Source organism: Falsiroseomonas sp. (assembly GCF_051860665.1).
GTDB lineage: Bacteria > Pseudomonadota > Alphaproteobacteria > Acetobacterales > Acetobacteraceae > Falsiroseomonas.
The window spans coordinates 140,157-161,179 of record NZ_JBHYDM010000004.1 but is presented as its reverse complement, the minus strand read 5'-3'; the positions used below and the strand labels follow the sequence as shown (position 1 = coordinate 161,179).

17 protein-coding genes are annotated in these 21,023 nt (G+C 70.5%); 6 read left to right on the top strand and 11 right to left on the bottom strand.

Annotation, left to right across the window (positions count from 1 at the left end; genetic code table 11):
• Position 1 precedes the first annotated feature (1 nt).
• Genes ACTIF1_RS05860 through ACTIF1_RS05850 form a run of 3 tightly spaced genes read right to left on the bottom strand, consistent with a single transcriptional unit; the run spans position 2 to position 3,692 of the window.
• Positions 2-2,005 (bottom strand): tripartite tricarboxylate transporter permease, encoded by a 2,004-nt coding sequence (locus ACTIF1_RS05860; protein ID WP_439595449.1) that lies wholly within the window; start codon positions 2,003-2,005, stop codon positions 2-4.
• A complete protein-coding gene (locus ACTIF1_RS05855) occupies positions 2,005-2,745 on the bottom strand; it encodes a hypothetical protein (protein WP_439595448.1) in 741 nt (246 codons plus the stop codon). Before ACTIF1_RS05855 ends, ACTIF1_RS05860 begins: the two co-directional genes overlap by 1 nt.
• On the bottom strand, positions 2,745-3,692 hold the full coding sequence (locus tag ACTIF1_RS05850) for a tripartite tricarboxylate transporter substrate-binding protein (RefSeq protein WP_439595447.1): 948 nt from the start codon (positions 3,690-3,692) through the stop codon (positions 2,745-2,747). Before ACTIF1_RS05850 ends, ACTIF1_RS05855 begins: the two co-directional genes overlap by 1 nt.
• Before the next feature lie 146 nt (positions 3,693-3,838).
• Between ACTIF1_RS05850 and ACTIF1_RS05845 the strand changes: the two genes are divergently transcribed.
• Complete coding sequence (locus tag ACTIF1_RS05845) at positions 3,839-4,861, top strand: ABC transporter substrate-binding protein (protein ID WP_439595446.1); 1,023 nt, start codon at positions 3,839-3,841, stop codon at positions 4,859-4,861.
• 6 nt (positions 4,862-4,867) lie between these two features.
• On the opposite strand, the gene ACTIF1_RS05840 is transcribed toward ACTIF1_RS05845, so the two are convergent.
• Complete coding sequence (locus ACTIF1_RS05840; RefSeq protein WP_439595445.1) at positions 4,868-6,253, bottom strand: amidohydrolase family protein; 1,386 nt, start codon at positions 6,251-6,253, stop codon at positions 4,868-4,870.
• 375 nt (positions 6,254-6,628) lie between these two features.
• On the opposite strand from ACTIF1_RS05840, the gene ACTIF1_RS05835 reads away from it, so the two are divergent.
• Together ACTIF1_RS05835 and ACTIF1_RS05830 are read left to right on the top strand one after the other, a co-directional pair.
• Positions 6,629-8,959, top strand: a complete 2,331-nt coding sequence (locus ACTIF1_RS05835; RefSeq protein ID WP_439595444.1) for an ATP-binding protein — start codon at positions 6,629-6,631, stop codon at positions 8,957-8,959.
• Positions 8,960-9,078: 119 nt separating this feature from the next.
• On the top strand, positions 9,079-10,908 hold the full coding sequence (locus tag ACTIF1_RS05830; protein ID WP_439595443.1) for a hypothetical protein: 1,830 nt from the start codon (positions 9,079-9,081) through the stop codon (positions 10,906-10,908).
• 21 nt (positions 10,909-10,929) lie between these two features.
• On the opposite strand, the gene ACTIF1_RS05825 is transcribed toward ACTIF1_RS05830, so the two are convergent.
• The gene (locus ACTIF1_RS05825) at positions 10,930-11,967 is read right to left on the bottom strand and encodes a class I SAM-dependent methyltransferase (protein WP_439595442.1); all 1,038 of its coding nucleotides are present in this window, start codon (positions 11,965-11,967) and stop codon (positions 10,930-10,932) included.
• A 228-nt stretch (positions 11,968-12,195) separates the two neighbouring features.
• Here ACTIF1_RS05825 and ACTIF1_RS05820 point away from each other — a divergent pair, with 228 nt between their 5' ends.
• Positions 12,196-12,411 carry a hypothetical protein gene (locus tag ACTIF1_RS05820; RefSeq protein ID WP_439595441.1) on the top strand — a complete coding sequence of 72 codons (216 nt, stop codon included), beginning with the start codon at positions 12,196-12,198 and terminating at the stop codon, positions 12,409-12,411.
• Between the two features lie 7 nt (positions 12,412-12,418).
• Here ACTIF1_RS05820 and ACTIF1_RS05815 read toward each other — a convergent pair whose 3' ends face one another.
• The gene (locus ACTIF1_RS05815) at positions 12,419-13,516 is read right to left on the bottom strand and encodes a glycosyltransferase family 4 protein (protein WP_439595440.1); all 1,098 of its coding nucleotides are present in this window, start codon (positions 13,514-13,516) and stop codon (positions 12,419-12,421) included.
• 219 nt (positions 13,517-13,735) lie between these two features.
• Here ACTIF1_RS05815 and ACTIF1_RS05810 point away from each other — a divergent pair, with 219 nt between their 5' ends.
• Positions 13,736-15,130, top strand: a complete 1,395-nt coding sequence (locus ACTIF1_RS05810; protein WP_439595439.1) for a leucyl aminopeptidase family protein — start codon at positions 13,736-13,738, stop codon at positions 15,128-15,130.
• A 172-nt stretch (positions 15,131-15,302) separates the two neighbouring features.
• Positions 15,303-15,686 (top strand): MarR family transcriptional regulator, encoded by a 384-nt coding sequence (locus ACTIF1_RS05805; protein ID WP_439595438.1) that lies wholly within the window; start codon positions 15,303-15,305, stop codon positions 15,684-15,686.
• A 46-nt stretch (positions 15,687-15,732) separates the two neighbouring features.
• Here ACTIF1_RS05805 and ACTIF1_RS05800 read toward each other — a convergent pair whose 3' ends face one another.
• From ACTIF1_RS05800 to ACTIF1_RS05780, 5 genes are read right to left on the bottom strand one after another with little or no spacing between them, the layout of a single operon-like run.
• The gene (locus ACTIF1_RS05800) at positions 15,733-16,665 is read right to left on the bottom strand and encodes a 2-hydroxyacid dehydrogenase (protein WP_439595437.1); all 933 of its coding nucleotides are present in this window, start codon (positions 16,663-16,665) and stop codon (positions 15,733-15,735) included.
• Positions 16,665-17,129 carry a hypothetical protein gene (locus ACTIF1_RS05795; protein WP_439595436.1) on the bottom strand — a complete coding sequence of 155 codons (465 nt, stop codon included), beginning with the start codon at positions 17,127-17,129 and terminating at the stop codon, positions 16,665-16,667. Before ACTIF1_RS05795 ends, ACTIF1_RS05800 begins: the two co-directional genes overlap by 1 nt.
• A complete protein-coding gene (locus ACTIF1_RS05790; protein ID WP_439595435.1) occupies positions 17,126-18,739 on the bottom strand; it encodes an ABC transporter ATP-binding protein in 1,614 nt (537 codons plus the stop codon). Before ACTIF1_RS05790 ends, ACTIF1_RS05795 begins: the two co-directional genes overlap by 4 nt.
• Positions 18,736-19,773, bottom strand: coding sequence for an ABC transporter permease (locus ACTIF1_RS05785; protein ID WP_439595434.1), 1,038 nt, complete (start codon positions 19,771-19,773; stop codon positions 18,736-18,738). Before ACTIF1_RS05785 ends, ACTIF1_RS05790 begins: the two co-directional genes overlap by 4 nt.
• Complete coding sequence (locus ACTIF1_RS05780; RefSeq protein ID WP_439595433.1) at positions 19,770-20,870, bottom strand: microcin C ABC transporter permease YejB; 1,101 nt, start codon at positions 20,868-20,870, stop codon at positions 19,770-19,772. Before ACTIF1_RS05780 ends, ACTIF1_RS05785 begins: the two co-directional genes overlap by 4 nt.
• Positions 20,871-21,023 lie beyond the last annotated feature (153 nt).

Here is a 21,023-nt window from a genome sequence, read left to right as displayed (position 1 = left end):
CTCAGGGCGAGGGCATCACCTCGCCCCCCATCACCCCCGGCAGCAGCGGCGCCACCACGCCGCGCCAGAGCGGGCTTTCGACCAGCCAGGAAAAGCCCAGCGGCAGGGCGAGCGCAAAGACCGCGACCAGCGCCAGGGCGCGGCCCGGCGGACGGCGCTGCACGCCGATCCAGAAGGCGGCGAGGAGGGCCGCCATGCCGGCCAGGAAGCCGAGCCACAGCGCCACGCCCAGCGCCGCCACCAGCAGCGCGGCCAGGCGCAGCGTGGCCGCGGCCTCCGGCACCGAAGCCGCTTCCCGCCCCCGCCAGGCCTGCAGCAGCACCAGCGCCAGCAGCAGCACAGCCAGGCCCAGCACGCCGGGCGCCACGCTGCCGCCGCGCCAGCCCGGCGCCATCGCCTGCCACAGCAGCGCCAGCGTTGCGGCCAGCATCAGCGCCGCGAAGAGGATGGCGCCGCGCGAGAAGCCGGCCGCATCCGCCGCCTCCCGCCGCCCCCGCGCGACCTTCACGCCGCAGACCAGCGCCGCGATGCCGGTGATCGCCGCCAGCACGGCCGCCACAGGCGATCCGACAAAGACCGAATAATCGCCGAGCGAGCTCTGCAGCGCCGTATAGAAATTCCGCTCGATGACATCGCCCAGCACGAAGCCGATGACGACGCCGATCACCGAATAGCCATAGAGCCGCAGGAAGGCGCCAAACACGCCGATGCCGAGCAGCAGGCCCAGATCGAGGAAATTGGAGCGCACGGTATAGGCCGACATCAGGGAGGCCACGAGCACCGCCGGCGCCAGGATGCCCATATCAAAACCCGGCAGCCGCGCCAGCCAGGGGCTCGCCGCCGCGGTGCCGACGCTGGCCACCAGGTTGGAGAAGAGCAGGCCGAAGACCAGCGCCCAGGCCAGGGCGCCATGCGTGGTCATGAAGCTCGGCCCCGGCTCCAGCCCATGAATCTGCCAGGCGGCCAGCACCAGCGCCATCTCCGCATTGCCGGGAATGCCGAAGAGCAGGGTCGGGAAGAGCGCGCCGCCTTCCTTGGAATTGGTCGCGGCCTCCGTCGCCACCAGCGCGTCCTCGGCCCCCTTGCCGATCTGGCTGGCATCCTTGGTGGTGGCGACGGCCAGGTTATAGGACAGGAATTGTGCTACCGTGCCGCCCACGCCGGGCAGCGCGCCCACGGCGGTGCCGAGAGCGGAGGAGCGCAGGAAGATCCCCGGATAGCGGAAGGGCGCCATCCAGCCGTCCCGCATCTGCTGCTTCCAATCCGCGCCAACCCGCGCCACGGCATTGGTGGCGATGCCGGAGTCCCGCCCCCGCGCCCAGACGCCGGCCACCTGCAGCAGGCATTCCGAGACGACGAGGAAACCGATGATGACGACGACGATCTCCAGCCCATCCAGCAGATAGCTGCTGCCGAAGGTGAAGCGCGGCACCGGCAGGCGCGGCCCGCCCATGCCGATGATGGCGAGGAAGACGCCGATGGCGATGGCGACCAGCCCCTTGGCCGGCGACCCCGCCACCGCCAGCACCATGGTGACCAAGCCGAAGACCGCGACCCAGAAGGTCTCGGCCGGGCCGAAGGAGAGCAGGAAGGGCAGGAAGACCGGCACCAGCGCCACCAGCACCACCACGCCGAAGACGGCGCCGAGCCAGCTGGCGGAGGCCGAGAGGTTCAGCGCGAAGACGGCGCGGCCGGCGCGCGTCATCGGATAGCCTTCCAGCGTCGTCGCCGCATTCTGCGCCGTGCCGGGAATGTTCAGCACGATCGCCGTCACGGCGCCGCCATTGCCGGCGGCGCCGATGATGCCGGCGAAGAAGTACATCGCCTGGGCCGGCGTCCACCAATAGGTCAGCGGCAGGAAGACCGACATGGCCGTGATGGATTGCAGCCCCGGCAGGATGCCGAAGACATAGCCCACGACGGTGCCGAAGATCATGAAGACCAGGGCGTCGAAGGTGGTGGCCTGGGCGAGGCCTTCCATCAGCGCGGAAGCGAGATTGTCCATCAGCCCGCGAACCGGTCGAGCAGCATGCCATGGCCGAGCGCGATGCCGGTGACGCCAAGCGTGCGGAAGGCGGCCAGGAAGTCGGCGTGGTTCTGCGCCACCACCGGCTTGCCGAGGCGCGCCTCCAGCGCCCGAACCACCTCCACCGCCGGCACCTGGCCGGAGGGCAGCCAGATGGCGTCGAAATCCGGATTGCTGGCTGCTGCGTCCAGCGCCGCGCGGAACAGAACATCGGGCGGGATGTCCTGCAGGAAATCGAAATGCGCGGGCACGCTGGCGATGCGGGAGAAGCTGTAGCCCTCGGCCTCCACGAAGGCGCGCATCTGGCCGTTCAGCGTCTCATGGAAGGGCGTGACGGCCAGGATGCGCCGGGCGCCGAGCTCGGCGAAGGCATCGAGCGCGCAGCGGATGGTGGTGCCGCAGGGGATGCCGTTCGAAACCTCCGCCATCTCGGCCAGCAGCACCCGGTCATAGCCCGGCCCCTGCGCCACCACGATGGGGGAGGCGACGTGCAGGATGAAGTCCACCTTGCGCGCCGCCAGGTAGCGCACGGACTCCTTCAGCTGCGCCAGCGCCTGGCCATACTGGTTGCCGGCCCAGCCGCCCATGCCGGTGGTGATGCCGCAGATCATGCAGCCCTCCGGTGCGATGCGTTGGAAATCCAGCGGGATGCGTTCCAGCACGGTCGGGCTGATCACGCCGATGCGCGCGCGCCAGCCGGGCAGCAGCAGGTGCTGCATCAGAAGGCGCCGCGCAGCGTGGCGGCGTTCTGCTGCAGCAATGCCTGTGCACGCGCCAGGCTCTCCGGGTAGGTCGCCGAAAAAGTCCAGTCGCGCTCGAGCTGTGCCTGGGCCACAAAAGCCTCCCATTCCGGCTTGGCCATGGCGGCGTTCAGCGCCGCGATCAGCCGGTCCCGGATCGCGGGCGGCAAAGCGGGCGGCGCGGCGACGCCGCGGATCACGGTGACGTCGGCCAGGTTCGCCAGGGCGATGTCATTCAGCGCCGGCAGTTCCGGCAGCCGCGCATCGCGCTGGCCAGACCAGGAGAGCAGCGGCCGCACCGCATTGGCCGCGATATGGTCGCGCCAGAGCGTCGGGCCGAGGGAGGCGAGATCCACATCGCCGCGCACCGCCGCCAGCACCAGCTCCGGCGGCCCCTGGACGGAGACGAAGGCGACGGGGAAGCCGAATTGCGCGCCCAGCAGCGCGCATTGCGCGGCGCCGGTGGAGATGCCGCCAAAAGTGCCGCAGCGAACGGGCTGGCGCAGGCCGCGCAGCGCCTCCAGGCTCGCGACCCGGCCGCGGGCGGAGGCCACCATGGTCTGCACCCCGGCGGAGAAATGGCCGAGCCAGGTGAAGCGCAGCACCTCGAAGGGCTGCGGCTGCACGATGGCCAGCGCCATCTGCGCCACAGGGTCGCCATAGCCGATGGTCTGGCCATCCGGCGCGGCGCGGTAGATGCGGTTGTAGCCATTGGCGCCGGGGATGTTCTGGACCGCGACAGGCACGCCGAGTTCGGCCGAGAGCAGCGGCGCCACCACGCGCATGTTGCGGTCGGCGAGAGAGCCGGCGGTGAAGGGCACGACGATCTCGATCGGGCGGGTCGGCTGCCAGGGCTGCGCCGAGGCAGGCATGGCGAGTGCCACCATCGCGGCAAGCATCGCACCGAGGAAACGCATCGCTCGCATTTGTCCTGTCCTTTGTGACCGGCGGCCAGGATCGGGCGCGGCAGGGCGGCTGTCCAGCGTCCCGGCGATGCCGGTTTGCGGCACGGCGATTGCTGGACATCGCGGGCATCGCGCGCTGCGCGATCCCCAACCGGAGGCTGCCCAAGATGCACGCATTCACCCGCCGCAATGTCCTGACATCTGCCCTCTTGCTGCCCAGCCTGGCCGCGCCCGCCCTGGCGCAGGGCGCCCGGCGGCCGGTGAAATTCTGCCTGGACTGGGCCTGGCAGTCGGCCCATTCGGCCTGGACCCTGGCCGCCGATCGCGGCTTCTTCGCGGAAGCCGGCCTCGATGTGCAGATCGACCGCGGCTTCGGCTCCGGCGACACGCTGACCAAGGTGGCCGCCGGCACCTATGACATCGGCTTCGCCGACACCAACCTGGCGCTGAAGTTCAACCACGAGAATCCGGGCAGCCAGGTCACCTCGGTCTTCGTGCTGTATGACGCCTCGCCCAATGCGGCGATCTTCCTGAAGTCCTCGGGCATCACCAAGCCGAAGGACCTGGAGGGGCGGACCGTCTCCGTCTCCCCTGGCGAGGGCACGCATCTGCTGTTTCCGATCTTTGCCCGCGCCAACCAGCTCGACGTGTCGAAGATCAACCTGCTCTCGGTCACGGCGCAGCTGCGCGATACCATGGTGATCCAGCGCCGGGCGGATGCGACGCTGGGCTTCCTGACCACCACGGCGCTGAACATGGTGGGCACCGGCGTGCCGCTGCGCGACATTGGCTGGCTGCAATACAACCAATGGGGCGTGCAGCTCTATTCCTCCGGTCTCGTGGTGCGGAAGGCCTTCGCGGAGCAGAACCCGGACGTGGTGCGCGGCTTCAACCAGGCCACCATCCGCGGCCTGCGCGCCATGCTGGCGGAGCCCGATGCGGCCATGGCCTCCCTGAAGCGGCGGGAGCCGCTGATCGACACGGCGGTGGAGATCGCGCGCAACGAGCTGATCAACGAGGTGGCGCTGCTGACGCCGCATGTGCGGGCCAATGGCGTCTCCTCGGTGGTGAAGGACCGCTTCGAGACCTCCGCCCGCCAGGTGGCGGAGGCCTTCGGCATTCCCGTCACCCCGACGATGGATTTCACCTATACCGACCGCTACCTGCCGGAGGACCGCAAGATCGTCTGAAGGGCGTCACGCCCGCCGCGCCGCGATGCCGGCGGGCACGCGCCCCAGCCGCCGCGCCTCGTCCCAGACGCGGCGGATGGCGGCGGCGCCGCGGCGCACCACCGCGGCCTCGTCCACGCCCTGCACCATCCGGTCACGGATCAGCGGCCGGCCATCCACCAGCATGGTATGCAGGTCCGCCGCCACGCCATTGGTCAGCAGCGCCTGCAAGGGGTTCCACACCGGCTGGTAGCGGGCGCCGGACAGGTCGAAGAGCAGCAGGTCGGCCGTGGCGCCGACCGCCAGCGTGCCGAGATCGTCGCGCCCGATGGCGGCGGCGCCGGAGGCCGTGGCGGCGCGCAGCATCGCCTCCCCGCTCGCGATCCCGCCGCGCCCGGCCTGCACCTTTGCCAGCAGCGCCGCGGCGCGCAGCTCCGCCACCATGTCCAGCCCCACGCCATCCGTGCCGACGCCAAGCCGGATGCCCGCATCCAGGAACCGCGCGAAGGGCACGGCGACGCCGAAGCGTGAGAAGGCATAGGGGCAGGAGGCGACCGCCGCGCCGTGGTCGCGGATCATCGCCAGCTCCGCATCGGTGGCCATCACGCAATGCGCCAGCACCGTGCCGGGGCGCAGCAGGCCGAGGTCGCGGATGTGTTCGATGGGCGACTTGCCGTAGCGGGCGCGCACGATGTCGAGCTCCACCTGGCTCTGCGCCGCATGGATGGTCAGCGGGCAGCCGATCTCGTCCACCGTGCCCCGGATGCGCGCCAGCAATTCGGGCGTGCAGGTGTCCAGCCCATGCGGCCCGAAGCCGACGCGGGTGCGCCCGCGCGGCCCCTCGTCGTAGTCCGCGAAAAGCTGCATCACCCGGTCGAAACCGGTATCCGCCGTTTCCGGCGCCGTCACCGGCTTGCCATCCGGGCCCATGTCCATCTTCGGCGTGGAGAAGAGGTAGGGGCAGGAATAGGTCCGCAGCCCCAGCCGCCGGCCACGTTCGATGAAGGGCGCCTGCTGCAGGCGCCAGACATCCATGATGGTGGTGGAGCCGCCCTTCAGCGTCTCCAGCAGCGCCATCTCCGCCACGTCGCCGATCGCCTCGGCGTCCAGCACCTCGGCTGCGATATCGCCGAGTGGCATCAGCAGGGAATAGACGATGTCGCCGGGCAGCTCGCCCTCCCCGATGTCATCGGCCAGGCCGCGGAACAGGGGGGCGCTGAAGGCGTGGTTGTGCAGGTTGACGAAGCCGGGCAGCAGCAGGCTTTCGGGCAGGCTGATGCGGGGTGCCTCCATGGTGGGGCGTTCGGTCGTCACATCGGCGATGCGGCCGTCCTGCACCACCAGATAGCGCCCGCTGCGCAGCCCCGCCTGCGCATCCCAGATCCAGCCGGGTTCGAGGATCAGCGTGTCCATGGTCAGCCTCCGCAGCCTGCCAGGCGATCCCGGCAGGCGCGTGATATAACAAGAATCGGGCCAGCGGCGGACCCGGCCCCCACCGCCTCCGGCGGCCTTGCCCCCCCCCCGCCGCCTCCGGCGGCCTTGCCCCCCCGCCGCCTCCGGCGGCCTTGCCCCCCGCCGCCTCCGGCGGCCTTGGCCCCCGCCGGCCTCCAGCGGCCTTGCCCGCCGCCGCGCCATTGGGCATGGAAGGCTGGCGGCAAGCCCGGCGCCCGCCTGCGCGACCGGACGCCCTGCCTCGCCCCAGATGGAGCCCGCCTTTTGGACCCAGCCGCGCCTGGACCGCCCTCGCCGGACGCCGCGCCCCCGGCCGGTCGCGCGGCCGGCCGGCCCGTGCGGCGCCACCTGGTGCTCTTCGCAGCCGCGCTGGCGCTGCCCATCCTGGTCTTCGTCGCGACGCTGTCGAACAGCTTCGCCACGGCGCAGCGCGAGCGGCTGGAGGATGAGGCGCTGAACACCGCGCGCGCCGTCGCCCTGGCGGTGGACCGTGAACTCACCGGCATCGCCGCCACGCTGAACCTGCTGGCCCTGTCGCCACAGCTTGTGCAGGGGAATCTCCCGGGCTTCCACGCCCAGGCGGTGGAGCTGCGCCAGCGCCTGGGCATGGCGACCGTGCTGCGCGATGCCGGCGGGCAGCAGCGGCTGAATGCCTGGCTGGCGCCCGGCGAGCCGCTGCCCGCCAACTCCCCCCTGCCGCCGCCGGCCCCGGGCCGCAACCATCTGGTGGTGACGGACCTGTTCCGCGGCGTCCTGAACCCGGCGCCGATGTTCGCCGTGGAACTGCCCGCCGGGGTGCCGGTGCAGGGTGAGCCGGCGGGGCTTTTCCTCAGCCTCAGCGCGCCGGCGGACCGCATCCGCCAGGTGCTGGAGGACCGCCAGGCGCCGGAGGGCTGGACACTGGCCGTGATCGACGGCCAGGGCCGCATCCTGGCGCGGAACAACCGGCACGAGGACTTCGTCGGCCAGATGGCGACCGATGATCTGCGCCGCCATGCGATCGGCTGGGAAGGCAGCTGGCGCGGCTTCACGGCCGATGGCACGCCGGTGCTCGGCAGCTATGCCAAGGTGGCGCTGGCGGATTGGCGGGTCGCGGTCGGCGTGCCGCTGGCCCGGCTGAACCAGCCGCTGAACCGCGCGCTGCTGCTGCTGGGCGGGGTGGGCGCGGGGCTTGCCACCCTGTCGCTGCTGCTGGCCCTGGTGCTCGGCCGGCGGATCGCCAATCCGCTGCGCCACCTGGCCGCCCAGGCCGCGGCGCTGGGGCGGGGGGAGGCGGTGGCGGCGGTGCCGAGCGGCATCCGCGAAGTCTCCGAAACCGCCGCCGCCCTGGCCGAGGCCGCCCGCACCATCCGGGGGCGGGAGGAGGAGCTGCGCCGGCTGAACGAGGCGCTGGAGCAGCGCGTGGCGGAGCGCACGCGGGACCTGGCGGAGACCAATGCCCAGCTGGTCACCGCCGCCCGCGGGCGGGACCGCGCCGAGGCGCAGCTGCGCCAGTCCCAGAAGATGGAGGCGGTGGGCCGCCTGACCGGCGGCGTGGCGCATGACTTCAATAACCTGCTCACCGTCGTCATCGGCAACCTGGCGCTGGCCCGCCGCCGGCTGGGGGAGCTGGAGGGCCAGGGCGATCCCACCGCGCGCCAGGCGCTGGAGACGCGCATCGGCCGGGGCATCGAGAATGCACTTGAGGGGGCGAATCGCGCCGCGACCCTGACCCAGCGCCTGCTCGCCTTCTCCCGCCAGCAGCCGCTGGCGCCGGAGGCGGTGGATGCCAACCGCCTGGTCGCCGGCATGTCGGACCTGCTGCGCCGCACGCTGGGCGAGGATGTCGAGATCGAGACCGTGCTCTCGGGCGGGCTCTGGCGCGCGCATGCGGATCCGAACCAGCTGGAATCCTCGCTGCTGAACCTGGCGGTGAATGCCCGCGACGCCATGCCCGGCGGCGGCAAGCTGACCATCGAGACGGCGAATGCCCATCTGGACGAGTCCTATGCGGCAGGGCGAGAGGATGTGGAGGCCGGGCAGTATGTGCTGATCTGCGTCTCCGACACCGGCAGCGGCATGGCGCCCGAGGTGGTCTCCCGCGCCTTCGAGCCCTTCTTCACCACCAAGCCAGTGGGCCAGGGCACCGGCCTCGGGCTCAGCCAGGTCTATGGCTTCGCCCGCCAGTCCGGCGGCCATGCAGCGATCTACAGCGAGCCAGGCCAGGGCACGACCGTGAAGCTCTACCTTCCGCGGCTGCGCGAGGCGGAGCAGCCGCCGCCCGCGGCGCAGCGCCCGCAGGCCGCCGAACCCCACCTCGCGCCCGGCGCCACCGTGCTGGTGGTGGAGGATGAGGAGATGGTGCGGGACTTCGCCGTGGCCGCGCTGGCCGAGGCCGGCTGCCGGCCGATCGCCGCCGCCGACGGCCCCAGCGCGCTCGCGCTGCTGGAGGCGCATCCCGAGGTGACGCTGCTGTTCACGGATGTGGTGCTGGCGGGCGGCATGAATGGGCGGGAGCTGGCCGCCGCCGCCCTGGCGCGGCGGCCGCGCCTGCTGGTGCTGTTCACCACCGGCTATACGCGCAACGCCATCATCCATCATGGCCGGCTGGACGAGGGGGTGAACTTCCTCGGCAAGCCCTATACCGCCGCGGCCCTGGTGGAGCGCATCGGCCGCCTGCTGGCCTGACCGCCCGCCGGGGCGGGCGGCCGGTTAACGCCGGTTTCACCGCCTTGCGAGAGACTGCGCGGGCCGGCCCAGCAAGGGCCGCGGAGCCCAAACATGACCCCTTCGGCCCTGGCCTGGCCATGTCCACGATAACGGACAGCATCTTCACCTGGACCTTTCGCGCCACCACCGGCGACAGCTGGGGCGGCACGCTGGTGGAGGATTCCACGCGCTATGTGGTGGGCAGCACGCTCGCCACCGCGCATGGCACCTACACCATCGTCGCCAGCGACCCGCAGGGCACGGATCTCGGCGCCTTTGGGATGGAGGAGGGCTGGATCGCCGTCGGCTGGTACCGCGACCGCACCGGCAGCTGGATGCTGACCCAGCTGGGGGAGGCGAGCCCGGCGGGCCTCACCGGGCTGGGCAGCGAGGTGGATGCCGCCTGGAACGGCAGCGGCTGGGACAGCTTTGGCCGCGGCGGCGCCGACCAGGCCGATCCCGGCGACCTGGCGGACAGCATCTTCACCTGGGTCTTCAATGCCTTCAGCGGCGATGCGCTGTACGGCACGCTGCTGGCCGACAGCGTCGCCTGGGCGCCGGGCGACACGCTGCGCACCGACCACGGCACCTATCGCATCCTGACCGAGACCCCCTTCGGCCAGGACCAGGCGGAGGCGGGCAGCGAGGGCACGGTGCGCATCACGCGCTACTGGGATGCGGCGGCGCGGGTGGACTTCACGCTGGAAAGCGGCGGCGCGGCCGCCGCCGGCTATGGCGGGCTGGGCAGCGAGCTGGACCGCGCCTGGACCGGCAATGCCTGGGTGCAGGTGGGCCTGGGCGGTGCCATGCAGGCCGATCGGGTGGCGGATGCGCTGCTCGACTGGACCTTCCAGATGACGAATGGCGACCGCTATTTCGGCCGCCTCGTCGGGCACAGCACCGTCTGGGATATCGGCGATACGGTCACCGTGCCGGGCGGCACCTATACCATCACCGGCACCGCCTCGCTCGGCGGGCAGGTGATCGCCGATGGCACGGTCTGGACCACCGGCGGCTATTACGACGTCAGCGCCAACCAGCAGCTGACCAGCTATGCGGGCTATGTGCTGGGCGGCGCGCCGAGCGGCTATGGCGGGCTGGGCTCGGAATTCGACTATGCCTGGGACGGCGACGAATGGGATGACTTCGGCTACGCTGGCACCGTGCAGGCCAGCGTGGAGCAGCCGGCGCGCTTTTCCTGGTATTTCCGGCATTGGACGACCGGCGACATTTATGCCGGCTTCACCGTGGCCGATGCCGGGCTCTACACCGTGGGCCAGCAATTCGCCGGCGCCCGCGGAACCTACACCATCTACGACCGCAGCTGGGCCACCGGTGGCGCGGCGGAGGGCACGGTCTGGGTGACCGATTACCTGGATGCGCAGTCGGACCGCTGGATGAAGGCGCGCGCCTGGGACCAGGGCGGCCAGCCGGTCACGCAGGCGGGGCTCGGCCAGGAATACGACTATGTCTGGGACGGCAATGAATGGGACGACTTCGGCCAGGGGGGCATCTACCAGGTCGATGTCGGGCCGGACGGCTATTATGCCTGGGCCTTCTACAGCCAGTCCGGGGACCTCTATGCCGGCTGGCTGTCCGAGGACTTCGCCCGCTTCCAGGTGGGCGACCGGCTGCAGGGCGCACGCGGCTACTACGAGATCTATGCCAAGTGGGACCACCCCAACCCGACCCATATCCGCGACGGCACGCTCTGGATCACCGACTACTACGACGGCAACAGCGACCGCTGGCTGCCGACGCGCTCCTGGGGCCAGAATGGCCAGCCGGCCAGCGAATGGGGCATCGGCAACGAATACGAATATGCCTGGACCGGCAGCCAATGGGTGGGCTTCGGCGTCGGCGGCATCCATGAATTCGATGTGCCGCGCAGCGCCCCCAACGACCCGCCGGAGCCCTTTGCCTTCTGAGCCGCTGCGAAAGCCGGCGCCTCAGCGCGCCGGCTTGCGGCAGATCATCACGTCCTGGAAGGACAGGGCGTGCTGCGGCGGCAGCAGCTCCAGCACCTCGAGGTAGCGGGCCCAGTTGCGGCGGGCGACCTCCGCCTTCCAGAAGGCCTGGCTCACCGCGATATCGCCATGGTGGAACCAGTCGGGCTCCATGGTCGGGGATTCCAGCATGCGCGGCGAATGGGCGCGGCGGACCCATTCCTCGTTGCGCTGCCGGTGATAGTAGGCCCAGGCATTCTCGGTGTGGATGGTCTGCACCAGCAGCCCGCCCGGCTTCAGCACGCGCCTCAACTCCAGCAGCCACATGTCCCACAGGTACTTGATGTGGGTGAAGACGCTGAAGCCGTAGATGACATCGAGGCTGTTGTCCTCGAAGGGCAGGTGCGGCTGCACCGTGCCGGTGGTCACCGTGTAGCTTTCGGGGAAGTGCAGCCGCAACCATTCGATCGGCCGCGCCTGGATGTCCACGCCATGCAGCCGCCAGCCCTGGCCGCTGCGCTCCGCCTCGAAATGCCGCAGCACGCGGCCGGAGGAACAGCCGAAGTCGAGCAGCGCGAGATCGCGCGGCGCGCCGAGGTGACGAGCGATGGCGTCGCGCACGATGGCCGCATCCAGCCCGCCCATATGCAGATAGGCCGTATCATCGGCCGGGTAGCCGAAGCGGTCAGCCGGCGCGGGCAGCGGCAGCGGCTCCCCTTCCCGCATCACCGGGGGGTCGAAACGCGGCGGCAGGCTGGCCTCGTCGTAGTCCAGCGGCTGGTGGAAGCCGAAGCGTGGCAGCACCGTGTATTCGGCACGCACCATGCTCAACGTGCGCTCCATCCGCGCATCCGCCGCCCGCTCGCCCTCCGCCCTGCTGGCCGCCAGCAGGGCGGCGTGCTCCGCCGCCTGCTGGTCGACCAGGCGCCGCATATGCTCCAGCGCCGCATCCCGTTCCCGCAGCGCGGCATCGCGGCTTTGCGACAGGCGCTGGATCGGCGGCAGGAGGTGCGCGAGCCGGCGCAACAGGGGATGGGTCAAGCGGGATTTTCCCTTGGCTGAACCGGGCGCCGCGATCGGCGCGACGCGGCCGGCTATTGTCCGGAGGCTGGCAGGCGGCGGCCCTGGTCCATCGCCCGCCTCCACAACAAAGCCACACCAGATGCGCGAGTTTGTTGCATGGTCGTTCCCGTCGATCAAGCAGGGGCAGGGAGCTTGTCCGCCAGCCCGGCATGGGCCAGAAACGGGTCCTGCCTCAAGGATCCAGCCATGCAGCGGGCGATGCGGGCCGCCTGGTTCGTCGGTTTCACCTTTCTCGGCCTGCTGCTGCTGGATGCCAGCTTCTGGCGCGCGCTGTTCGGCAGCCTGGCGCTGCTCGCGCTGCGCGCCACGCCGGTGCCGCCGGCCATCGTGCACGGGCTCGGCGCCGCGATCTTCGCGCTGGGCATCCTGCACTGGGCGACCGGGCTGCCCGCCCTGCCCTGAGGACGGCTCAGCCCAGCACGCGCGAAAGCCCCTGCAACAGCGCCTCCGCCTGGCCGTCCCAGTCGGCCTCGGCCCGCCCGGCCTCCCGTGCCTCGGCGCGCAGGCGGGCGAGCTCCGCCGGTACGGTCAACCGGGCCAGGGCGGCGGCCAGGGCGGCCGGGGTCACCGCCTCCGCCAGCAGGCCGCCCGCACCCGGGCGCAGCTGCTCCGTCAGCCCGCCCACCGGCATGGCCACCACCGGCACACCCATGGCCAGAGCCTGCGGCACGATGCCGGACTGGCTGGCCTCCCGATAGGGCAGCACCACCGCATCGGCCTCGGCGAGCAGCGCGGGGATCTCATCCTCCGCCACCCAGCGCGGCTCCAGCCGAAGGCCGGGCAGCGCGCCGAGGCCGGGGGCGCAGGCTTCCGCATCCCCCTCCCCCACCACGCGCAGCGTGACCTCGGGATGCGCCCGGTGCAGCAGGCGGAAGGCGTCGCGCAGCAGGTCGAGGCCCTTGTAGTGGCGGAAGCGGCCAAAAAACAGCAGCCGCAGGCCCGGCGGCGGCGGCGCTGAAGGCGGGGCGGGCGCGGCGCCGGGCGCCAGCAGGGCCGGCAGGCGCATGCGGATCAGCGGCAAGGCGGGGCGGCGGCGCGCGAGCGAATCCGCCACCTGGTCGGACAGTGCCACGGCGGCCCGCGCGGCATCCAGCTCCCGCCCCAGCCGCCAATCCCAGGCCCAGGCGAAATCGCCGGGATGCGGCGCGGCATCGTGCACCACCGGCACGAAGGCGCGGCCGGCCCGGGCCAGGGCCGGCGCCACCAGCGGGGTCCAGACATGCGTCATGCCGGAGACCACGACATCCGCCTCCGCCGCGCTGCGCTGCAATTGCCGGGTCAGGCCAGGAAGTCGGAGCAGTCCGGTGGCGAAACCCGGGAGATCGCGGTAGGTGTCCACAATGTCGGTGGCCACGCTCAATTTCCGAAACCTGTCCAGTAATTCACCTTGGCGTGAGATGGACAGGCGCAGCGCGACGCCGGGCCGCCGGGCCAGCGCCTGGGCCAGACCGAGCGTGAATTGCGCGCCGCCGCCGCGGCGGCCCCAGTACCACAGCAGAATCCGCATGGGGCACGGCCCTACAGCAAGTCCGGGCCGGAGGGAATCGCCGGCTGCCCGGCGCGGCACCCGGAACACGGCCGGGACCGGCGCCGGCCTAAACGGCTACGGGATTACGTATTGGCATCATTACATCCTGTGGTTGTTATTCCTTTCCGTGTTAGCGTCATCGTTGTCGCCAGGCCGGATCACCTGCCGGATCCGTCCCGAACCCCATTGGGAGCCCGCATGCTGGATTGCCTGACCGAGGCCGCCGACCGCGCCCTGCCGCTGCATGCGGTGGCGCCCGATGGGCTGCCCGCCCTGCTTGCCACCCTGCCGGAGGCCAGCGCGGATTTCCTGCGGGCCAGCGGCTTCGGCGGCCGGGCGCAGGAACTTCGCCTGCTGCCCGGTGGCGGCGGCCTGGCGGGCGCAGTTCTCGGCCTGGGCGAGGATCCGGCCGCGGCCGCCGCCCCCTGGGCCTTCGGCGCCCTGCCCTTCGCCCTGCCGGAAGGCAGCTGCTGGCGGATCGAGGGTGCGCCCGACCCGGTTGCGGCGACGCTGGGCTGGTGCCTGGGCGCCTATCGCTTCGCGCGGCTGAAATCCCGCGCGCCGCGCCGGCCGGCCCTGCTGGTCGCCCCGCCGGGGACGCAGGCGGCGCAGCAGCAGGCGGAGGCGATCTGGGCCGGGCGGGACCTGGTGAACCAGCCGGCCAACCATCTCGGCCCCAGCGAATTGTCCGCCGCCGTGGCGCGGCTGGCGGCCGCCCACGGCGCCAGCTTCGAGGAAATCTCCGGCAGCGCCCTGGAGCAGGGCTTCCCGGCGGTCGCGGCCGTGGGCCAGGGCAGCCCGCGCGCGCCGCGCGTGGCCATCCTGCGCTGGCAGGGCGCGCCCGATGGGCCACTGGTCGCGCTCTGCGGCAAGGGCGTGTGCTTCGACACCGGCGGGCTGGACCTGAAGCCGGCCGCGGCCATGCTGCGGATGAAGAAGGACATGGGCGGCGCCGCCGCCATGATCGCGACGGCGGAGATGCTGATCCGCGCCCGGCTGCCGATCCGGCTGCTGCTGCTGGTGGGCGCGGTGGAGAACAGCGTCTCCGGCACCGCCTTCCGGCCGATGGATGTGATCCGGACGCGGCAAGGAATAACGGTGGAAATCGGCAATACTGACGCCGAGGGACGCCTGGTCCTGGCGGATCTGCTGACCTACGCCTCGGAACAGGCGCCCGACCTGCTGATCGACGCGGCGACGCTGACGGGAGCAGCGCGTGTCGCGCTCGGGCCCGATCTGCCGGCCTTGTTCTCGGATGATGCCGATCTCGCACAAAGTATTCTCTCAGCGGGCATCACGGTTCACGATGCGGTGTGGCAACTTCCGCTGATGAAAAATTACGTTTCTTGGCTGGACAGTCCTATCGCTGACCTCAACAACGTCAGCTCCAAGCCAATGGCGGGTGCCGTTGTCGCGGCTTTGTTTCTGCAACACTTCGTATCACGGGGCCTGCGATGGGCTCATATCGATCTGTATGCCTGGAACGATCAGTCGCGCCCCGGCCGGCCGGAAGGCGGCGAAATCCAGGCGGCACGTGCCTTGGCACAGGCCGTTACCGCGTTGGTTGCCGATCAACGCACTTCAGGACGGTAACGAATTCGAGATGAAACGGGAACTTTCAGGCTCGCGGCGCTCTCAGAAGGGCGTGTCAGGAACGAACCCTTCGCAAAGCGGGACAGCAGAGGGACGCGCCAAGGGCCGAGGAGGCGCTGGTGCAAAATCGGCGCAGGCCAGCCGCAAGCGTGTCGAAGAAGGAATGGACATCATGGCCACTCAGGCAAACTCCGATCAGCTGGTCGGTATTCTCCGCGACACCGTCGTGGCGCTCGTCCGTCGCGACGGACCGGATCTCTCGGCACGCCAGCTCGGCGTGTTCCTCACCGTCTATCTGACGGATGGGCCGCATACGGTGCGTGGCCTGGCGGCGGAGCTGAATGTCTCCAAGCCCGCCATCACCCGCGCGCTGGACCGGCTCGGCGAGCTGGACCTCGCCCGCCGCAAGGTGGACCCGATGGACCGCCGCAGCGTGCTGGTGCAGCGCACCCTGAAGGGCGCCGCCTTCCTGCGCGACATGCGCAGCATCATGACGGTGGCGGAGCAGACGGCGCGCGAGACCGTGGTGCCGGAAGAGGCCCGCAAGGCCGGCTGAGCCGGAAGGCAGCGCCCCAAAATGGCGCGCTGCCTTCGGCTTGGCCTCAATATCCGGCGCTGAAATCCACGAGGTTCAGCAGGGGCTCGCCCGCGCGGGCGCGGCGGAGGTTCTCGACCACCTGCGGCGCGGCGCTGGCCGGAATCGTGATGCTGGCCGCATGCGGCGTCATCACCACCCGCGGATGCGCCCAGAAGGGATGCTCCGCCGGCAGCGGTTCGGGGCTGAAGACATCGAGCGCGGCGGCTGCCACCTGGCCGGACTCCAGCGCCGCGAGCAGATCCGCATCCACCACATGCTGGCCCCGGGCGCCATTGATCAGGAAGGCCCCCCGCGGCAGCAGGCCGAGCAGGCGCGCATCGACGATGCCGCGCGTCTCCGGCGTCAGCGGCAGCAGGCAGACCAGGATGCGGCTGCGCGCCGCCATCCTGTCCAGCCCCTCCGCGCCGTGGAAGGACGCCACCCCTGGCACCTGCTTTGGCCGGCGTGACCAGCCCAGCACCGGAAAGCCGAGACCGCGCAGCAGCGCCGCCGCATGGGTGCCGAGCTCGCCCAGACCCAGAAAGCCCACCGGCGTCTCCGCCGTTACCGGCGCCGGCAGCTCATGCCAGATCCGGTCACGCTGCTGCGCGCGATAGTCGAGGTCCTGGCGATGGAAGCGCAGCGCATTCAGCAGCACCCATTCGCCCATCTGCGTCGTCAGCATCCGGTCCACCAGCCGGGCCACCGGAATACCGGGCGGCGGTCCCGGCGGGCGCAGCAGGTGGTCGACGCCGGCGCCCATGGAGACGATCAGCCGCAGGTTCGGATAGCGGCGCAGCTCCGCCATGTCATGCGCGGTCCAGACCACGGCGGCCTCGATATCCACCGGATCGCCGGCCTCGGGGAACATGCGGATTTCCAGGTTGGGATCAACCGCCAGCAGCGCGTCGCGCCACATCGCCATGGCGGCGGGCTTGGTCGAAAGCAGCACGGCCATCAGGCGGCGTCCTCGGTGGGGGCGGTTTCGCGTGACACCAGCCGCACGAAGGCGCGCCAGTCATCGCGGCGCCCGGCGGCGAATTTGCGGCCATCCGGCAGCTCGGCGCTCAGGCTCAGCACGCCCTTGGCCCAGAGCGCGTCGAAGTGATCCTCCGACTGCAGCGCCCAGAGGCTGGTGCGGTCGAAGACGCCGTCACGGATTCGCGGCTGCACCTTGGCCAGCCACCACCAGCAGCCCACCGCCAGGATCGCCGCGCCGACATAGAAGTGGATCAGCGCGGTGCCGGCGAAGGAGGTGACGAGGATGGTGCCGGCCGGCCAGATATTCTCGCCGTAGCGGTACACCGGGCTGCCGGGCGAGTTCATCTTGCGGATATGCACGCCGAGCTTCGCCTGCTGCGCATCCAGCAGCAGCCGCAGCCGCTCGATCGGCGGCATCGGCGCGTCATCGCCCTCGCTCATGTCCGTACCACACCCTCGTGGCCGGCGGTGGTCAGGTTGAAGGCCGCCGCCATCAGGGCGCGGGTGTAGGGTTGTTGCGGCGCCTCGACAACCGCCTGCGCCTCCCCCTCCTCCACCACGCGGCCGTCCTTCAGCACGACGATCCGGTGTGCCAGGGCGCGGACCACCCGCAGGTCGTGCGAGATGAAGAGATAGGCCAGGCGATGCCGCGCCTGCAGGTCGCGCAGCAGCTCCACCACCTGCGCCTGCACCGAGACATCCAGCGCGCTGGTCGGCTCATCCAGCACCACCAGCCGCGGCTTCAGCACCAAGGCGCGGGCGATGGCAATGCGCTGGCGCTGGCCGCCGCTGAATTCATGCGGGTAGCGGGCCAGCATGGTGGACTCCAGCCCCACCTCCTCCAGCGCCGCGACGACGCGCCTCTCGGCCTCGCCCGCCGAGAGGTTCTCATGCACGCGCAGGCCCTCGCCGATGATTTCCGCCACCGTCATGCGGGGCGAGAGGCTGCCATAGGGGTCCTGGAAGACGATCTGCATGCGCCGGCGCAGCGGGCGAAGCTGGCTGCGGGACAGCGCCTGGATCGGCTGGCCCCCGAAGGCGATCGGGCCCTCGCTCGCCTCCAGCCGCAGCAGCGCCAGGCCAAGCGTGGTCTTGCCGCTGCCGGATTCGCCGACCAGGCCGAGGGTCTCGCCCTCCCGGATCGCGACCGTCACGCCATCCACCGCCTTCACCAGACCGACCGTGCGCCGCAGGATTCCCCGCTTGATCGGGAAGTGGACCTTCACCTCGCTGCCGCGGAGCAGTTCCGGGGCGTTCGGCGCCACCGGCTGGGGGCGGCCGCGGGGTTCGGTTGCCAGCAGCATCTTGGTGTAGTCGTGCTGCGGATTGCCGAAAACTTCCGCCACCGTGCCGGCCTCCACCGCTTGGCCCTGGCGCATCACCACCACACGGTCGGCATGGCGGCGGACGATGGCGAGGTCGTGCGTGATCAGCAGCACCGCCATGGACAGGCGCCGCTTGAGGTCGGCTAGCAATTCCAGGATCTGTGCCTGGATGGTGACGTCCAGCGCCGTGGTGGGTTCGTCCGCGATCAGCAGCGCCGGGTCATTGGCCAGCGCCACCGCGATCATCACCCGCTGCCGCTGGCCGCCCGAGAGCTGGTGCGGATAGGCATTCAGCCGCGCCTCGGCCTGCGGGAAGCCGGCGCGGGTCAGCAGTTCCACCACCCGCGCGCGCAGCGCATCGCCCGAGAGGCTGCGATGCAGGGTCACCGCCTCCGACACCTGGCGGCCCACCGTGTGCAACGGGTTCAGCGAGGTCATGGGTTCCTGGAACACCATCCCCGCCACGCCACCGCGCAGCCGGCGCAGATCCTCCCCCTGCGCCGCCAGCACATCGGTACCGTCCAGCGTGATGCGGCCCCGCGGATTGTGCCCGGCGCCGGCCAACAGCCGCAGGCAGGACAGCGCGGTGACGGACTTGCCGCTGCCGCTTTCGCCGACCAGCGCCACCGTCTCCCCCCGCTGCACGGTGAAGGAGACGCCCTGCACCACGGTCTTGGCGCCGAAGGCCACCGCGAGGTCCTGCACCTCGAGCAAGGGCCTGCTCATGCCCTGCCCCCCGGCAGCTTGCGCGGGTCGAAGGCATCGCGCACCGCCTCCCCCACGAAGATCAGCAGCGTCAGCATGCCGCCCAGCACGACGAAGCCCGTCATGGCCAGCCAGGGCGCCTGCAGGTTGTTCTTGCCCTGGTTCACCAGCTCCCCCAGCGAGGGCGAGCCCGGCGGCAGGCCGAAGCCGAGGAAATCCAGGCTGGCCAGCACCGTCACCGAGCCCGAGAGGATGAACGGAAGAAAAGTCAGCGTCGCGACCATGGCATTGGGCAGGATGTGACGCGCCATCAGCGCGGTATCCGACACGCCGAGCGCCCGCGCCGCCCGCACATAGTCCAGGTTGCGCCCGCGCAGGAATTCCGCGCGCACCACGCCGGTCAGCGACATCCAGGAAAACAGCAGCAGGAAAATCAGCAGGGTGAAGAAGCCAGGCTCCACCACGCTGGCCAGGATGATCAGCAGATAGAGCTGCGGCATGCCGGACCAGATCTCGATGAAGCGCTGGAAGCCGAGATCCACCCAGCCGCCGTAATAGCCCTGCACCGCCCCCGCTGCGATGCCCACCAGGGAACTGACGATGGTCAGCGAGAATCCGAAGAGCACCGACAGGCGAAACCCATAGATCACCCGCGCCAGCACATCCCGGCTCTGGTCATCCGTGCCCAGCCAGTTTCGCGCGGAGGGCGGCGCCGGGGAGGGCTGGCCCACCTCGCGCACCACGGAATCATGCCGATAGGGAATCAGCGGCCAGATGGCCCAGCCGCCGCGCTCCGAAAATTCCTTGGCCAGCTCCGGGTCGTGCCAGTCCATGGTGATGGGCAGCCCATCCGGCAGCACGTCGCTTTCCGCATAGCCGCCGACCACCGCCGGAAACAGCCAGCGATCATCGATCCGCGCCACCAGCGGCTTGTCGTTCGCCAGCAGCTCCGCGAACAGCGTGAGGACGAACAGCACCAGGAAGATCCACATGGACCAGTAGCCGCGCCTGTTCGCCTTGAAATTGGCGATGCGCCGCAGCGTGATGGGCGTCATCGACGGGCCTCGAAATCGATGCGCGGATCGACCACCGTGTACATCACGTCGCCCACGATCTGCAGCACCAGCCCCATCAGCGTGAAGATATAGAGCGTGCCGAACATGATCGGATAATCGCGCCGGATCGCCGCCTCGAAGCCCAGCAGCCCCAGCCCATCCAGCGAAAAGACAATCTCCACCAGCAGCGCGCCGGTGAAGAGAATGCTGATGAAGGCCGCCGGAAAGCCCGCGATGATCAGCAGCATCGCATTGCGGAAGACATGCCCGTAGAGGATGCGCGTCTCCGAATTGCCCTTGGCCCGCGCCGTCACGACATACTGCTTGCCGATCTCATCCAGGAAGGCGTTCTTGGTCAGCATCGTCAGGCCCGCGAAGCCGCCGATCACCAGGGCCAAGGTGGGCAGCGCCATGTGCCAGGCATAGTCCAAGGCGCGCTGCCAGAAGGGCCAGCCCTCCGCCCCCGAACTCGCCAGGCCCCGCAACGGAAACCACTGCACGAAAGACCCGCCGGCAAAGAACACCACCAGCAGGATGGCGAACAAAAACCCCGGAATCGCATAACCCACCAGCACCACGCCGCTGGTCCACACATCGAAGCGCGTGCCGTCCCGCACCGCCTTGCGGATGCCCAGCGGAATCGACACGAGATAAATGATCAGCGTCGACCACAGCCCCAGCGAGATCGAGACCGGCATCTTCTCGACGATCAGATCCACCACCGGCCGATCGCGGAACAGGCTGCGACCAAAGTCGAAGGTCAGATAGCCCTTCATCATCTCGACGAAGCGCACATGCGCCGGCTTGTCGAAGCCAAAGATCTGCTCGATCTCCGCCACGATCGCCGGGTCCAAGCCCCGCGCGCCGCGATAGGTCCCGACCGGCCCCTCGCCACCGCCACCCCCGCCCGGCGCCCGCGTCTCCCCCTGCCCCTCACCCGTCAAACGCCCGAGCGTCTGCCCCTCGCCCCGCAACTCGGCGAGCATCTGCTCCACCGGACCACCCGGGGCGAACTGCACCACGGCAAAATTGATGAGAATGATGCCGAACAAGGTCGGCACCACGAGCAACAGACGACGGAAGATGTAGGCGGCCATGGGGGCGTGTCTGCGCTATGTGGCGGTGGGGAGGGCGCTGCCCTCCCCACACCCCACCCGCCAAGGGGCAGTGGCCCCTTGGAACCCTTGAATCATGAGCGGGAAGGGAGAGGGGCGGGCGGTCGCGCCGATCATGCGGTCCCGCTGTGCCCC